The sequence below is a fragment of the Aestuariibaculum lutulentum genome (assembly GCF_032926325.1).
Classification (GTDB): domain Bacteria; phylum Bacteroidota; class Bacteroidia; order Flavobacteriales; family Flavobacteriaceae; genus Aestuariibaculum; species Aestuariibaculum lutulentum.
Genome location: NZ_CP136709.1, coordinates 2,501,680 through 2,517,299 on the forward strand (window position 1 = coordinate 2,501,680; position 15,620 = coordinate 2,517,299).

At 34.7% G+C, this 15,620-nt stretch carries 16 protein-coding genes and 1 pseudogene; 3 read left to right on the plus strand and 14 right to left on the minus strand.

Annotated elements, in window-relative coordinates:
- Positions 1 to 38 precede the first annotated feature (38 nt).
- A complete protein-coding gene (locus tag R1X58_RS10720) occupies positions 39 to 1,328 on the plus strand; it encodes a tetratricopeptide repeat protein (protein WP_240572739.1) in 1,290 nt (429 codons plus the stop codon).
- Positions 1,329 to 1,341: 13 nt separating this feature from the next.
- Complete coding sequence (locus R1X58_RS10725; RefSeq protein WP_394804324.1) at positions 1,342 to 3,576, plus strand: TonB-dependent receptor; 2,235 nt, start codon at positions 1,342 to 1,344, stop codon at positions 3,574 to 3,576.
- 257 nt (positions 3,577 to 3,833) lie between these two features.
- On the opposite strand, the gene arsB is transcribed toward R1X58_RS10725, so the two are convergent.
- The 11 genes and pseudogenes from arsB to R1X58_RS10780 all read right to left on the minus strand — a co-directional run bounded on the left by arsB (position 3,834) and on the right by R1X58_RS10780 (position 12,331).
- Positions 3,834 to 4,880 carry an ACR3 family arsenite efflux transporter gene (arsB, locus tag R1X58_RS10730; protein WP_240572740.1) on the minus strand — a complete coding sequence of 349 codons (1,047 nt, stop codon included), beginning with the start codon at positions 4,878 to 4,880 and terminating at the stop codon, positions 3,834 to 3,836.
- A 2-nt stretch (positions 4,881 to 4,882) separates the two neighbouring features.
- On the minus strand, positions 4,883 to 5,500 hold the full coding sequence (locus tag R1X58_RS10735) for an arsenate-mycothiol transferase ArsC (RefSeq protein WP_240572741.1): 618 nt from the start codon (positions 5,498 to 5,500) through the stop codon (positions 4,883 to 4,885).
- Positions 5,501 to 5,531: 31 nt separating this feature from the next.
- Positions 5,532 to 5,998 (minus strand): annotated as a pseudogene (locus R1X58_RS10740) (DUF6428 family protein).
- A gap of 32 nt (positions 5,999 to 6,030) precedes the next feature.
- The gene (locus R1X58_RS10745; RefSeq protein ID WP_240572742.1) at positions 6,031 to 6,360 is read right to left on the minus strand and encodes an ArsR/SmtB family transcription factor; all 330 of its coding nucleotides are present in this window, start codon (positions 6,358 to 6,360) and stop codon (positions 6,031 to 6,033) included.
- Positions 6,361 to 6,496: 136 nt separating this feature from the next.
- On the minus strand, positions 6,497 to 8,020 hold the full coding sequence (locus tag R1X58_RS10750; RefSeq protein WP_240572743.1) for a sulfatase: 1,524 nt from the start codon (positions 8,018 to 8,020) through the stop codon (positions 6,497 to 6,499).
- Between the two features lie 132 nt (positions 8,021 to 8,152).
- The gene (locus R1X58_RS10755) at positions 8,153 to 9,067 is read right to left on the minus strand and encodes a hypothetical protein (RefSeq protein WP_240572744.1); all 915 of its coding nucleotides are present in this window, start codon (positions 9,065 to 9,067) and stop codon (positions 8,153 to 8,155) included.
- Positions 9,068 to 9,225: 158 nt separating this feature from the next.
- Positions 9,226 to 9,630, minus strand: coding sequence for a hypothetical protein (locus R1X58_RS10760; RefSeq protein ID WP_240572745.1), 405 nt, complete (start codon positions 9,628 to 9,630; stop codon positions 9,226 to 9,228).
- A gap of 91 nt (positions 9,631 to 9,721) precedes the next feature.
- Positions 9,722 to 10,135 (minus strand): hypothetical protein, encoded by a 414-nt coding sequence (locus R1X58_RS10765; RefSeq protein WP_240572746.1) that lies wholly within the window; start codon positions 10,133 to 10,135, stop codon positions 9,722 to 9,724.
- Positions 10,136 to 10,282: 147 nt separating this feature from the next.
- Complete coding sequence (locus R1X58_RS10770) at positions 10,283 to 11,083, minus strand: anti-sigma factor (protein WP_240572747.1); 801 nt, start codon at positions 11,081 to 11,083, stop codon at positions 10,283 to 10,285.
- Between the two features lies 1 nt (position 11,084).
- Entirely contained in the window at positions 11,085 to 11,615 is a 531-nt protein-coding gene (locus R1X58_RS10775; protein ID WP_240572748.1) for an RNA polymerase sigma factor, read from the minus strand.
- Between the two features lie 92 nt (positions 11,616 to 11,707).
- Complete coding sequence (locus tag R1X58_RS10780; protein WP_240572749.1) at positions 11,708 to 12,331, minus strand: YceI family protein; 624 nt, start codon at positions 12,329 to 12,331, stop codon at positions 11,708 to 11,710.
- Positions 12,332 to 12,455: 124 nt separating this feature from the next.
- Here R1X58_RS10780 and hemN point away from each other — a divergent pair, with 124 nt between their 5' ends.
- A complete protein-coding gene (gene hemN, locus R1X58_RS10785; RefSeq protein WP_240572750.1) occupies positions 12,456 to 13,820 on the plus strand; it encodes an oxygen-independent coproporphyrinogen III oxidase in 1,365 nt (454 codons plus the stop codon).
- A gap of 23 nt (positions 13,821 to 13,843) precedes the next feature.
- Here hemN and R1X58_RS10790 read toward each other — a convergent pair whose 3' ends face one another.
- The 3 genes from R1X58_RS10790 to R1X58_RS10800 form a co-directional block, all read right to left on the minus strand.
- Complete coding sequence (locus tag R1X58_RS10790) at positions 13,844 to 14,287, minus strand: pyridoxamine 5'-phosphate oxidase family protein (RefSeq protein WP_240572751.1); 444 nt, start codon at positions 14,285 to 14,287, stop codon at positions 13,844 to 13,846.
- Positions 14,288 to 14,462: 175 nt separating this feature from the next.
- Positions 14,463 to 15,164: a sulfite exporter TauE/SafE family protein gene (locus tag R1X58_RS10795; RefSeq protein ID WP_240572752.1), complete on the minus strand. Its 702-nt coding sequence runs from the start codon at positions 15,162 to 15,164 to the stop codon at positions 14,463 to 14,465.
- The gene (locus R1X58_RS10800) at positions 15,165 to 15,611 is read right to left on the minus strand and encodes a FixH family protein (protein WP_240572753.1); all 447 of its coding nucleotides are present in this window, start codon (positions 15,609 to 15,611) and stop codon (positions 15,165 to 15,167) included.
- Between the last annotated feature and the right edge of the window lie 9 nt (positions 15,612 to 15,620).

Sequence of the window (15,620 nt, forward strand, 5' to 3'; positions counted from 1 at the left end):
AGTTTCTCTAACAAACAATAACCTAAAAAACAAAGACCATGAAATACCAATATCTAACCATCTTTTGTATGCTTGCATTACTGTCAAGCTGTACTATCTCTTCAAAAAAAGTAACAGATACCAAAGAGTATAATGTTTACCTGGAAACTACGAATGCCACAGTAAAGGAACAGGTTTTAGAAGATTTAACCTTTTGGCAGGAGAAATTTACCCAAACCCCGAATCAATTCCCGTATCTATCAAAAATAGCCTCAGCATACAGCCAATTATTTAGTACAACCGGCGAAATTGAGTATCTTAAAAAAGCCCAAGATGTCTACCAAAATCTAAATAAGAAAACAAACTATTCAAATTCTTCATATTTAAGAGGACTTGCAGCAAACTACATTTCACAACATAAATTTAAGGAAGCTTTAATGTTGCTCGAAAAAGCTGAAGAAATAGGAGATAAGCTTGAAGGTACCCAAAAAATGTTGTTCGATGTGCATTTAGAATTAGGTAACTATAAACAAGCAAAAAGTTACCTAGACAAATTTAGCAATGATGCCGATTTCGATTATTTAATTCGAGTAGCCAAGTGGTCTGACCATCGAGGTGATTTGAATGCGGCCATTAAATATCTGGAACAGGCTAAGGTGAAAGCAGAACAATCGAATATCGCAAGTTCCAAACAGTGGATTTACACCAATCTAGCTGATTTTTATGGTCACAGCGGAAATATTCAAGCGTCTTATAATCACTTTTTAAAAGCCTTGGAATTGAGTCCGGATGATGCGTATGCGAAACGCGGTATTGCCTGGATTGTGTACTCTCATGAAAAAAATCCAGACGAAGCCCTCCGTATTTTAAATACGGTTTCGCAAACCTATCATGCCCCTGATTATTACTTGTTAAAAGCGGAAATAGCCAAGTTTAAAGGAGATTTAGATTTATATCAAAAAGAATTAGAGTCTTACAAACTAGCTGTGAACAATCCGTTATATGGTGATATGTACAACACTTACAATGTTATGGTTTACACAGAAACCTTCGAAAAATTAAATGAAGCTCTAGTACTGGCAGAAACCGAAGTGAATAATAGACCAACACCACAATCCTACGGGTTATTAGCCTGGACTTATTTTAAACAAGGGTTTAAAAGAAAGGCATTAAAAATTATGAGGGAGCATGTCGCAAACCAAACCTACGAGCCACAGACCTTATTACATCTTGCAGAAGTTTATAAAGCTAATAATAAGTTAAAAGAGGCAAAAATTTTGAAAAAGGATTTGCTGGAAAGTATTTTTGAATTAGGTCCATTAACCGAAAAAGATGTCAGAAATATTTAACCCAAAATCAACCATGAACGTATTAAAACTGATAACGCTATTTTCAGCCATAATGTGTACAAAATTTAGTTTTTCACAACAAATAAAAGGTGTTGTGGCAAACAGTGTTAAACAACCATTAGAGGCGGCGTATGTTTACAATTTAAATTCTAAAAGTCACGCGCACTCTTCCGAAAATGGTGTATTTGTTATCGATAATTGTTCCAATGGAGATTCTTTGAAGATAGGGTTGTTAGGATATAAAAACAGGTATTTTGTAGTTAGTGACTCAAGTTTTAACTCGAAACAGACCATTATTTTAGAAGAGAAATCATTTCAATTAAGTGAGTTAGTCATCAACGAAACTGTTAATCCGGTAAGTACTATTTCCCGATTAGATTTAAAAACAAATCCGGTAAACTCGTCTCAGGAAATTTTGAGAAAAGTACCGGGTTTAATTATTGGTCAACATGCCGGTGGAGGAAAAGCAGAGCAAATCTTTTTACGCGGTTTCGATATCGATCATGGTACCGATATCTCACTGTCAGTTGATGGAATGCCGGTAAATATGGTATCCCACGCTCACGGTCAGGGGTATAGTGATTTGCATTTTATTATTCCGGAAACGGTAAATAAAATAGACTTTGGTAAAGGATCATACTATGCCAATCGCGGTGATTTTGCAACTGCAGGCTACGTTGATTTTTCAACCAGAGATTACTTAAAAGAAAGTTCAATAGGCTTAACGGTTGGTGATTTTAATACCCTACGAACACTTGGAATGTTCAATTTATTAGAACATGATACCGATAAAAATGCCTATATCGCTACCGAATATATCGCTACCGATGGGCCATATGAATCACCACAAAACTTTAACAGATTAAATCTGTTCGGGAAATTTACCAGCTATTCACCAAATAATGATAAGGTATCGGTTACCTTATCGCACTTTACGAGCCGTTGGGATGCTTCAGGGCAAATTCCGCAACGTGCTGTTGATGATGGAAGTATTACTCGATTCGGAGCCATTGATGATACTGAAGGCGGAACGACCGAACGCACCAATTTTAATGTAGAATTTAATAAGCACGTGTCCGACCATTCCATGTTGAAAAGTAATGCCTTTTACTCGCATTACGGATTTGAATTGTATTCCAATTTTACCTTCTTTTTAGAGGATCCTGTAAATGGCGACCAAATTAAACAACAGGAAGACCGTCATATTTTTGGCTTCAACACAGCCTTAAATCAGGAATTACTTTTAGGCGATGTCGGATTAACATTGACTTCGGGAGCCAGTTTGCGTCACGACATTATTAATGATATAGAATTGTCGCATACGCTAAATAGAAAAACAACTTTAGAGCAAATACAATTGGGGGATTTAAATCAAACGAATATAAGTGCGTTTACTAATGCTCAGTTCGATTTTGGGAAGTTGAAAATAGCACCGGCGTTGCGATTAGATTATTTTAAGTTCATGTATAATGATAAGTTAGAGGATGGTTACAGTACACAGGCTGAAACGAAAACCATCGTAAGTCCTAAACTAAATTTCTATTACGATGCTTTAACCAATTTACAAGTGTATTTAAAATCGGGGTTAGGATTTCACTCCAACGACACGCGAGTAGTGGTAAGTCAAATGGGGAAAGATATTTTACCACGTTCGTATGGCGCCGATTTTGGAAGTGTTTGGAAACCGTTTCCAAAGTTAATTGTTAATTCGGCATTATGGTATTTGTTTTTAGAACAAGAGTTTGTTTATGTGGGCGATGCGGGAATTGTAGAACCAAGTGGAAAAACAGAGCGTTATGGTGTCGATTTTGGATTGCGTTACCAGTTAACCGATTGGTTGTATTTTGATTCTGACGCTACTGTAACACATGCCAGAAGTACTGAAGATTCTGAAGGAGAAAACTATATTCCTTTAGCACCAGATTTTACTTTTGCAGGTGGACTGGCGGTAGATAATTTGAATGGGTTTTCGGGAGGATTACGCTATAGGTATGTTGATGACCGACCAGCAAATGAGGATAACAGTATTGTAGCCAAAGGTTATTTTGTAACCGATTTTAACACGAATTATACGTTTAATAAAGTAACTGTAGGAGTGATTGTAGAAAACCTATTCGATACCGAATGGAATGAAACACAGTTTGCTACCGAATCGAGATTATTTAATGAAACGTCTCCGGTTGAAGAAATTCACTTTACACCGGGAACGCCATTTTTTATAAAAGGAACAATTTCTTATAAATTTTAAAAAATAATTTAGGGTAAAATGAAATAAGGGTGTCTTACTAACAAATACAACCGAAGGAAGCGCAAAGATTGTGAGTAGAATATGGAATCCTTCAAGAGTTGATTAATAGTAGCTAACAAAGGAAGAAAGAATTAATAATATGAAAAAGGAAAATTGATTTTCAAGGGACCGGTAGGATTGATTGTCCTATTTGGTTTTTTGGGTTTTTTGTTAGGGAAAGCGGCTCGTGGTTGAGCCGCTTTTATTTTATATACATGCTAATTTGTAGCGTTTACAAAGTATTTTTTACGTAACCAGAATGATACACGTACCAATAGAATTAATGCTGGAACTTCTACTAAAGGTCCTATAACTCCAGCAAAAGCCTGCCCGGAATTTAATCCGAAAACGGCAATAGCAACAGCAATGGCTAATTCAAAATTGTTTCCAGCAGCAGTAAAAGCCACAGAAGCGGTTTTATCGTAAGTGCCCCCCATGGCTTTTGTAAAGAAAAAGCCAATAATAAACATTAAGGCAAAGTATATCAATAATGGGACAGCAATGATTAACACATCCATTGGGATTTCAACTATAAGTTCACCTTTTAAAGAGAACATCACGATAATAGTAAACAATAAAGCGATTAGGGTAAGGGGAGAAATGGTTGGAATAAAGGTTTTGGTATACCATTCTTCACCTTTCAATTTTACTAAAATTTGTCTGCTTAGAATACCCAATGCAAACGGAATACCTAAGTAAATAGCAACGCTTTCAGCAATGGTTCCTATAGAAATATCAACAATGGCCCCTTTAAATCCGAAGTAAGGGGGTAAAACAGTAATAAATATCCAGGCATAAAAACTATAGGCAAACACTTGAAAAATACTGTTAAGAGCTACTAAACCAGCGCCGTATTCGCTACTGCCTTCTGCTAAATCATTCCAAACTAATACCATGGCAATACATCGTGCCAGACCTATTAAAATTAAACCGACCATATACTCCGGATAGTCTCTTAAAAATGTAATGGCTAGAATGAACATTAAAACCGGACCAATAACCCAGTTTAGAATTAGCGATACCGATAAGATTTTGGTGTTTTTAAACACCGCAGGTAACAGGCTGTAATTTACTTTTGCCAATGGCGGGTACATCATTAAAATGAGTCCGATGGCAATAGGGATATTGGTAGTGCCGCTACTCATAGCGTTGATAACATCTGGAAATTTAGGAAAAAAATAGCCTAAGCCAACACCTAACGCCATGGCAACGAAAATCCATAAGGTTAGGTTTCTATCTAAAAAACTTAATTTTTTTGTCGCCATGATTACGCTTTAATTTGTGAAAACACATAGAATAATTCCGTGGCTATTTGAAGGCTACGCTCTTTGTATTTCTCAGCTTGTTGCGGTGTGTTATCGAACGCTTTTGGGTCTTCAAAAGTAATTCGAATACGTTTTTCAGCGCCTAAAATTATCGGACAACCTTTATCGGCAGAAGAGCAGGTCATAATCGCAGCAAATTCAGATTGCGGATTAAACGCATCATCATAAGTTTTAGAAAAGCCAATAACCGGATGTTCATCTTCAGCATATTTAATACTATAAATAGGGTTGTTACCTTCAGCAATTGTTTGAATATTGAAACCTGTGTTTTTCAATGTTTCTGCAGCCATTGGGAATAGAGCAGTAGCTTCAGTACCTCCCGAATAACAAAAAACATTTTTTATGTTGAAATGATACGCTATAGTTTGTGCCCAAACCTGAGATAGGTGACTGCGTCTGGAGTTGTGTGTGCAAATAAAGTTTAAACGTACTTCTTTTTCATTTGATACTTTCTCCTGAATGAAATCGATTAAAGGTTTTAAGGTTTCTTTACGTGTTTCACTTATAGTATTTACAGTTAAATTTTGTAAAGTTTGTGCAATGTTTTGGTATAATGCCATGTTTTAAAAATAATCTCTTAATATGTATAAATTAACAACAACCGCTTCCCGGAACACAAGTGTTTACAGGTTGTAAGTCTGATAATTTTATTTTTTGTTTTCGGCTGGAACGCCACATTTATCTTTCGCTAAACAATCGGTTTGTTTATTGGTTAATAAGAAAGTAGTACCGTCAAAATCCAATCCGAACTTACCAATGGTATCACCTTGATATTCTACTTCAATTTCAGAATCTTCTATGTTTAGTGTGTTTTCTGAAAGCTCAATGATGTGTAATAGTTTTTCAGGATGTAAACGGTGGTCGTAATCATTGGCATTCCATAGTTGAAAATTCACTATATTTTCATGTCTAACTGTTCCGCCACAGTCGATAAAGGTTTTATTTATTCTACCTATTTCGGTGACATGAAAATGAGATGGCACTAAATCTCCGTTTGGTAATTGAAACGCGATGGTTTCCAAATTTTGTAAGGCTGATTTAACTTCAGATAGTTTCATAATACAATGTTTTTAAAATTGGTGTTTTAAGATTAACAACAAGATGTTTTTGGTAAATCCTGATCTAAAAACTCGGTCATTACAACTTTCATTTTAGTCCATACTTCTGGATTGATGCAATAGCATACGCTGGTACCTTCAACCGAACCTTTAATTAATCCTAAATGTTTTAATTCTTTTAAATGTTGTGAAATTGTGGGTTGCGCTAAACCAATTTCGTCTACCAAATCGCCACATACGCAAGCGTTGATTTTAAATAAATGTTGTAGAATAGCCACACGAGCCGGATGCCCGAAAGCTTTTGCGAACAGAGCAATTTCATTTTGTGAATCGGTAAATATTTCAGTTTTAGCTAATCCCATATTTATTGTTTTATTGCAATATTACGATTAATATAAAATAGAGAAAAGATATTTTCAATGTTTTTTCGTTTCACGCAAAAAAAAGCCTCAAAACTTATAAGGTTTCAAGGCTTTTTTTATGAAGATTGATTTTTTGTTAAGGTTGAATAATTTTTAAGATTTGTCCGTCTTTTTCAGGGTATAAGGCATGTTTGTTGTACATATCCTCCTGTAAAAGCGTCATCATAACTTTTAACTGTTGTGGATTAGAATCGGCTAAATTGGTTGCTTCAAACGGATCGTTACTTAAATTATACAACTCATATTTTGGCGAACCTTCGATTTGAAAATGGTAAACAACTTTCCAGTTATCATTCACCAAACTTGTAAAATATGGTGTGCGATGATCATGAGGAAAATGGTTAAGGAAACTATTGTCTCGTTTTTTATTGGTTTTACCTTTAAGTTGCTTTTGTAAATTGAAACCATCTAAAATATATGATTCGGGAATATTTACATCTGCTAAATTACAAATGGTAGGGAACAGGTCTAAAATAGTTCCCATTTGATTCTCGGTTTGATTCTCAGAAATTTTTAATTTCTTTTGAAGTTTAATTTGGTTATCTGGAGTTACCCATGAAGCAATAAATGGTACCCGCATGCCACCTTCCCAGTGCATGGCTTTTTTTCCTCGTAAAGGTTCAGAACTGCTATAGTCATTAGTTATGGGAAGAGGAGCATCCGAGCCGTTGTCACCTAAAAATAGAATAAGTGTGTTTTCTCCCAGTCCTAAGTCTTTAACATGTTTAACAATATCTCCAAGAGATTTATCCATACCTTCAATTAAAGTGGCATAAGCCTGAGCTTTTTCATCTTTACCTGAGTTTTTATAATGTTCCGCAAATCTAGGGTCTGGTTGAAATGGTTGATGAACCGCATAGTGTGACATATATAAAAAGAAGGGTTTGCCTTCATTTTTAGCATCTGTAATTTTTTTGTTTGCCTCTCTGGTTAGGGCTTCTGTTAAAAAAATATCGTCTTTCCAGTATTCATCTAATCCAGGTACAGCTCGAGATTTTTGTCCGTTTAGTTTACCATAACCATCACGTCCATAATAACTTCCAGGATGTCCGGCTCCTGAGCCACCTACATTAACATCGAATCCTAAATTAATAGGATTTTCGCCTTCGTATCCAATAGGACCGAAATGAGCTTTACCGACATGAATGGTTTTATATCCAGCCGATTGTAATAAACGAGGTAATGTAATAGAAGATTTATTTAAGCCTTCCCAGTTCCAATCAGAAGGACCGTATGTATTTTTGTTATTATGTTCTAAATGAATCCAGTTTGTTGTGCCATGGCGAGCAGAATTTTGACCTGTTAGTATGGATGCACGTGTTGGAGAACACACCGAATGCGCATAGAAATTAGTAAAGCGGACGCCCTGCTTTGCTAACTTTTCCATATTGGGTGTAATATAGTAGTCGTTCAGCTTATATTTTTTGGGTTGACCATTTGCATCTACTAAAAATGGGACAGAGGTATCCATTAACCCCATATCGTCTACCAGAAAGACGATAATATTTGGTTGCTTTTTCTGTGCAAAGGAAAAGACAGATAGGCAAAATGTAGATAAAAAGGTTAAAATTAAATACGATTTTTTAAAATGTATTTTCATTATAAAATTTTAGGTTTTGTTTTAATTCTGTGTACGAACACAATAATTTTGGGTGTGAATATACTATTTTCTATTAAAAAAGCCTGTTTCTATCTAGAACAGGCTTGAAATTTATTGAGAATTCTTGTTAATTTAAACACCTAAATTAGATAACACAAATGATTTTGCATTGGCGTGTAATCTAATCCATAAGCCGGGGTTGGCGTTTAATTGATGCATTGCTTCTTCAGGATTAGAACTTAATGTTGTGTTTAAAACATTAGCATAGGTTTGTACTTTGGTAGGAGCAGAGTCGGCATCCACCACAGACTGTACGACCTTTTTAGCTTGTAAAATCGCAGCAGGACCTAAGGTAAGAATGTATTCGGCAGAACGACATTCCTGTTCATCATATTCACTTACAACACTTCCACCTGCTTTAAACTTACTGATATGATGCTCTAAAATGCTATTTGAAATAGGTATAATTCCTGCTACATGGTGGTATTGTGCTCCCGAAAATGGTTTAATATAAGCCAGATGAGACGCCTTATTTTCTTCAGGACCATGACCTATAAAAAAGATATCCAGCCCTCCTAAATTTTCAAGTTTTGTAAGATACTCTATAAGGGCAGATTCTAAATCAGGAGTATCGGTTTTCATAGGGGTAAAGCTTTTAATTTTTTTAAAAAAAGCATCACCTAAAATACGCTCAAAATCACGAACAAAACTAAGGCCGTTTACCATGCCCATAGGCGCTAAAGCATCCTGAGTGAATACATTCAATCGTGCTAATAAAGTATCTTGCTCGCCAGATTTTGCTAATTCTCCAAGTAAACGATGCAATTGTTGTGCGCCTCGACCACCAAGTAACGCGATGTTAATATCCCCTTCTTTAGCTTCAGCTGTTTTGTATAATTCATTTAACATGGCCTGACCAACCTCAGCTTCGGTGTTAAAGACAGTTGGTGTTACACCATAATCTGTTATATTAAAATTGCTACTGTCTTGTTTGGTTAACCACACATTATTATTTTCTTCTTGTCTTGAAAAATTAGAATTTTTCATACTCATTTTCTTTATTTATTGATGTGTAACTAATCATACACCTCGTGTTTTTATAATGTTTTACTTAGAGCAAAAGTAAAATAATTGAAAGTAAGAGTTAAAGGAATACGAGTTTTATTTAGGTTTAAAAAGCGTGGATTTAGTTTTGCTTTTCATATTTAAAATTGCAACCTTCTACACAAACTGGTCCGCTGGTTGGAATAAGGATAAAATAATGAATAGAATTCTAAGGTGTAGGTAATAAAACCATCATCATTTTCGGTTTCGCTAGTAAAGTCCGGGCAGTTATATTTTAATAGTAATTGATGCTCTTCTATTGAAAAATCTCCAATCGAACATTCAGCAAACATATCTGAAGAAAATATACCGTTTTCAAAAAACTCAAAAACTTTTCCGTTTTCCTGATCTACCCAATATTGAGACCCACCTGAACTAATGTAAGATTGGGTATGTTTCCATGTTCCTAGAAGTAATGATTCGTCGGCTGTAATAGGATCATCAGATTTTGTATCGCAACCAACTAAAAGTAGTAATACCGGAAATAGTAAAATTCGTAATGTCATGTCGAGGCTTTATGGTTTAGATGCGAATATTAAAAGATGGTTGCGTATCTTGATTTAAAATTAATTAGGATTTTTTTTCAGTTGTTTGGATTTAATTAATAATCTCATTTGTTATTGTTAATTCAAAATGTACTGGATTTTCAGAATGATTTCCATTCAGAAGCATTATCCAGTCTTCATTTATTATTGGAGAGATAGTGTGAATCAATGTTTTTGTACCCTGTTCAGTTGTATAAAATTTTATCTCTTTAAAAGTTTGGTCAGGAAAAGCAAAACCTCCAATTTGTTTAGCTTCATAAATTATTTTCGATTCTTTAGTTCCAATTGATTCTTTTTTTTTCTCATTCAAATAATCATTAGATAAAATGAATTCTAAATTTAAATCGCTATCACTTTCATTTTTAATATTAAAATTGGATAATTCTAAAGGGTCAATTATAATATTATTATCCTTTTCGCAACAGTAAAGGCTAATGCTTAGAATTATGATTATAAGTTTTTTCATAGCTAAGTATTAAATGTGATAAAGTAGATGTGTAAGTATACTTATTTATAAATATACTTAATATTCTTACAATATGAAAAATGTAAAAAAATATCCCCTAAAAGCGTTAGAGGATATTTTTTAAGAATTTAATTATTAGTTTTTTAATTAACTCGCATTAACAACACCAAGTGTATAAAGGAATTCCATGGTTGGTGTTTCGCTACCGCCTGCTGGCTCTAAAGTAATACCAAAGGCCTCACTTGCATTCGCGTTTTCAATCTCGAATATTTTATTGTCGTCGGTTATAAAATCGTCTATAGTGCCTAAGCTGGTAGGTGTTAACGGACTTAAAGTTAAAGACCAAACCTGATATACTTTTCCTTCAGGAGGTTCCGGTAATCCTTGGGCGTCTAAATAAATACGCTCGTTAGCTTTATCCCAATACACATTAGCAAAGGTGCTGGCAAAATTTCCCTGACCAGCTAATGGTATCTTCGTAATATTGTTATCACGTAATACAGAAATTAAAGTATTGGCTTCTTCCAAACTGTTATTCGCATTGGAAATTTGGGTTTCTAATAATTCCTGTTGTGTTTTACTTATCTGAATATCGGATTGTAACTGCTTGTTTTGTGTTATGGTCCAAAATAAACCAAAGGCTAGGATAATCGAAGCTGCCCAACCGGTGTAGCTTATCCAGTTGTATCTTGGTAATGATACAACTTTATTGTCTGTTTCGTTTAATCCTAAATGGGCTTTTATAGCCTTTAAAATGTTATCATTAATTTTTACTGGAGAAACTGATGCTGTAAGTTTAATTACGGCTACTTCAATGTCTAATACTTCTTGTAATATTTCAGGATATTGCAGCATGAGGTTGTAGACTTCCTTATTTTGTGTTTCAGAAAGGGCACCTGCTACATATAGCTCTAAAATTCCAGATTCTATGTAAGCTTGTATATCCATCTTATTCTAATACCATGTTTCTTAATTCTTTAATACAGTTGCGATTTCTGGTTTTTATAGTTCCCACGGGCATGTCGAGAGCTTCTGAAGCTTCAATTTGTGTATAACCTTTAAAATAGAGAAGTTCTATAACCGCTTTACATTTTTCTTTCAACTTTTTTACGAACTTTTTAATTCCAATAGCGTCTGTAGAATTGTCTAAACTATCGCTGCTTTCTAGAATATCTACGAAAAACTCGGCATCAAGGTTTTGCTTTGTTTTTTTAAAAGCTTTAGATCGTGTTTTATCGATGGCTGCATTTCTGGCAATATTTAAAATCCAGGTAAAAAATCGGCCTTTTTCGGAAGAATAACTGCTTGCATTATGCCAGGCTTTAATAAATACGTCCTGCATAACTTCCTCGGCTATATCTTTATCACGAACAATATTGTAGATGACGCCTTGCATGCTTTCGCTATACATGTGGTATAGGGTTTCGAAAGCTTTTTCGTCCTTCTGTTTGAAGTTTTCAATTAGGGTCTCTAATTCCATTTGGTAGATTAAGTTTCCGAAAAATAAGGAATTAAAAAGAAAAAGCTACTTAAATAAGTAGCTTTTGTATAAATATATTTTCAGTAACGAAGTTAATTCTTACGTAAATAAGTGCTGACAACAATGGCAACGTCTTCCCAGGTCTTGCTTACACCATCTGGTCCGGTATGTAAGTCGAAACATACTTTATTTAAACTTTCAAGGGCTCCAAGGGCATCCCAATCGGCTAAATTCATAGTTCCCGTCATGGTTACACGGCGTTCATCGGTAACCTCAAAAGTAAGAGGTAAATCTTTTGTAACACCATTCATAGTTAAAGTGGCTACATAATTACCATTTGTTACTTTAATGGTTCCATCAATAAGGTCTGTATCTAACATAGCCCCAAAAAAGGATTCCTTTAATTTTGTATCTCTTGATGGATCTTTAGTAAATAAACTGCTTACAGGAATAGTGAAGTTTAAATTATTTAGAGCTTCTTCAGCTGAAGCTCCCGTTTTTTCATCGAATTTTAATATGGTAAATTCTCCTCCAACTGGTAGTTTATCTGTGGTTTTGTAGGCGGTCCATTTTACCGAAGTAGCTTCTGGTTTTACCACAAACTTTTCTGCAGTCGTAATTTCTGTGTTTTCTTCAGTAGAGGTCTCTTTTTTATTGTCTTTACAGGCTACGAAACTTAATGCCAAAACAATAATCAGGTAACTTATTTTTTTCATGAATTAAGAATTTTTTTAAGATGTGAAATAGAGTACTAATATACTAATTGCATATGTTTATACATGACATAAGTCATGTTTTTAACAAAAGAATAAGGATACTTTTGAACTTTAAAAAACCACCATGATAAAACAACTAACCAATAAGTACAATGTTGCTGGGCCAAGATATACCAGTTATCCGACGGTACCTTATTGGAATCAAGATACTTTTTCTCTGAAAAACTGGAGAGCTTCGCTAATAAAATCGTTTAAGGCAAGTAATGCCTCCGAAGGCTTGAGTTTATATATTCATTTACCATTCTGTGAAAGTTTATGTACATTTTGTGGTTGTAATAAACGTATTACTAAGCAGCATAGTGTAGAACCGGTTTATATTAAGGCTGTTTTAAAAGAATGGAGTTTATACTTGGAGTTGTTTGATGAAAAACCAGTTATTAAAGAAATTCATTTAGGAGGTGGTACACCGACTTTCTTTTCTCCGGAGCATTTAACATTGTTGATTGAAGGCATTCTAAAACATGCCAAAGTTGCTGAAGATTATGAATTTAGTTTTGAAGGCCACCCGAATAATACCACGCGAGAACATTTACAGGCTTTATACAATGTAGGTTTTCGTCGTGTAAGCTTTGGTGTTCAGGACTATAATGAAACCGTACAGAAAGCGATTCATAGAATACAACCATTTGAACATGTAAAACGCGCTACCGAGTTAGCCAGAGAAGTAGGTTACACTTCGGTAGGTCATGATATTATTTTTGGTTTGCCATTTCAAACCTTAGAACACGTTAAAGAAACCATTTTAAAAACACAGGCTTTATTACCTGACCGTTTGGCTTTTTACAGCTATGCACACGTGCCATGGATAAAAGGTAACGGACAACGCGGATTTAATGATGAAGATTTACCATCGGCAGAATTGAAACGCGAACAATATCAATTAGGAAAACAATTGCTAACTAATATCGGCTATCACGAAATAGGGATGGACCATTTTGCTTTACCAACAGACACCCTTTACACATCCATGATTAACGGGAAATTACACCGTAATTTCATGGGATACACCTCATCAAAAACCCGGGCTATGATAGGCTTGGGCGTTTCGTCTATTAGTGATAGCTGGTATGGGTTTGCACAAAATGAAAAGAGCTTAGAGGCTTATTATCATTTATTGAAAGAAAATATTATTCCTGTATACCGCGGACATATTTTAAATGATGAAGACCTTATTATTCGAAAACATGTTTTAAACTTAATGTGTCAGTTTAAAACCAGTTGGAGTAATGATAATTTATATTTTGATGAATTACCACAGGTTTTAAGTCGTCTGGCAGAAATGGAACGTGATGGTTTAATAGAAATTAAGAAGAGCAGTATTGTTGTAACATCAAAAGGCAAACCTTTTGTTAGAAATGTATGCATGGCTTTTGATGTGTTATTACAAAGAAAACAACCGGATACCCAGTTGTTTTCAATGACTGTATAGAATTTGTTATTTATCAGTGGTGACTATATTCTGAGTTTGCCTGTTATTTCGTCTACTTTTATGGCGTAAATAACAGGCGAATCTTCTTCTACCTTAGCCGAAAACTCTTGAATATAATCTAAATCGCGTCCTTCGTTATTTAGAATTACTTCTTTAACTCCTAAAGAAAATTCGTGTAACATGGCTTTAGCTCCACTACCAGATAGTTCCTGATAAGTGCCGTGAACCACAACCGATTTCCATTTGTCTATGGCATCAATTTCTGAAACTTCAAGAGCCACATTAGGGTTTAATCGAAGAGCATTAATTTTGTGCCCTTCACCTGAATAACCAATAATAATATGGTCTTTATTGTACAAATAGGTGATGGGAACTACAAATGGGCGGTTATTGTATATATAGGCCAAATGGCCAACGTAGTTGTTGTGCAAAATGTACTCGCATTTTTGTAAATCTAAAGTTTCCATGAGCATTAGTTTTATTGGTTTTTAAATATGGCGGGTTCATTAATGCGTTTTAGTAAAATCGATTCAGGGAACATTCATCTTTCAACACAAGAATTTACCATGTTTAAAATTACAGAATATCGTAGAACTGAAAAATGATTAAAATCAGTTGGTTATCATGTTGAATAAGAAATGTTTAATGGCAGTCTATAGAACTCGTGGCAAGTTCTACAACAGGAGCAGGAGACAGGTAAGGTATGCCTAAACCTAAACCACGAAGAATAAATAGAAGACCAATGATTACCACGAAAACAGGAACAGCTTTCTGAATACGTTGCTTAATACTACTGTTTAAAAATTTACCAAGGTAAATGGCTGAGGTCATCAACGGAATAGTGCCTAACCCAAATAACGTCATGTATAAGCTGCTTTGAAATGCAGATGACATGGTGATGGCAGCAAACACGGCCATATAAACCAATCCACAAGGTAAAAATCCGTTAAGAAAGCCTATAGTTAAAAACGTATCGGCAGTTTTCTTTTTAAGGGCTTTTCCTAATGCAGACTTTACTTTAGCAATAAGGTTATAAATAGGTTTTGAAGCATTGTATTTATTAAATAGTTGTGTCGGAATTAAAATAATTACAATCATTAAAATACCAATAGCAATAGATAATTGCTGTTGCATACCAAACAGGTAAAAGCTTTTACCAATAAAGCCGAAAAGCAACCCTATAATACTGTAAGCTAATAAACGCCCAATATGATATGAGAAGATTTGAGCGATTTTTTTAACCGAATTGCTGCGGTCTACAGGTAGCATAAAGGCAATAGGGCCACACATACCAACACAGTGGAAACTTCCTAAAATACCAAATATGAGTGCAGACCAAAGCATTTAGTATATAATTTCTTTTTTATAGAGATAAGAATTTTCGTTATATTTCCAGTCTACTTTAATGTTCCAGCGACCATCCAATAAACGTTTGTCAGGTATGAGCAAATTGTGGTTTGACAATGAAATAGGCGTTTCAAAGTCGAATTGTTTATTAGATGGTCTGTATAGGAACACTTTACCTGTAACTTTTGTGTAATCTAGATCACTGGGAAAATTAATTATCAACCCCTCTGCTGATATATTGTATGTAATATTTTGAGCTAAATTTTTAGCGTTATTTTCTTTATTTAAGTCGTTTTGAAACTCCAGTTCCTGACCGTAATAATCTTCGGTAACCAAATCATGATTGTATTTTTTATCGACACTCATGGTTATAATAAAATACATAATGAAGCTTATAAAAGCTACAAACGCTAAGGCAATACCTGTTCCCCAATTGAATTTCATCTGTCTTAT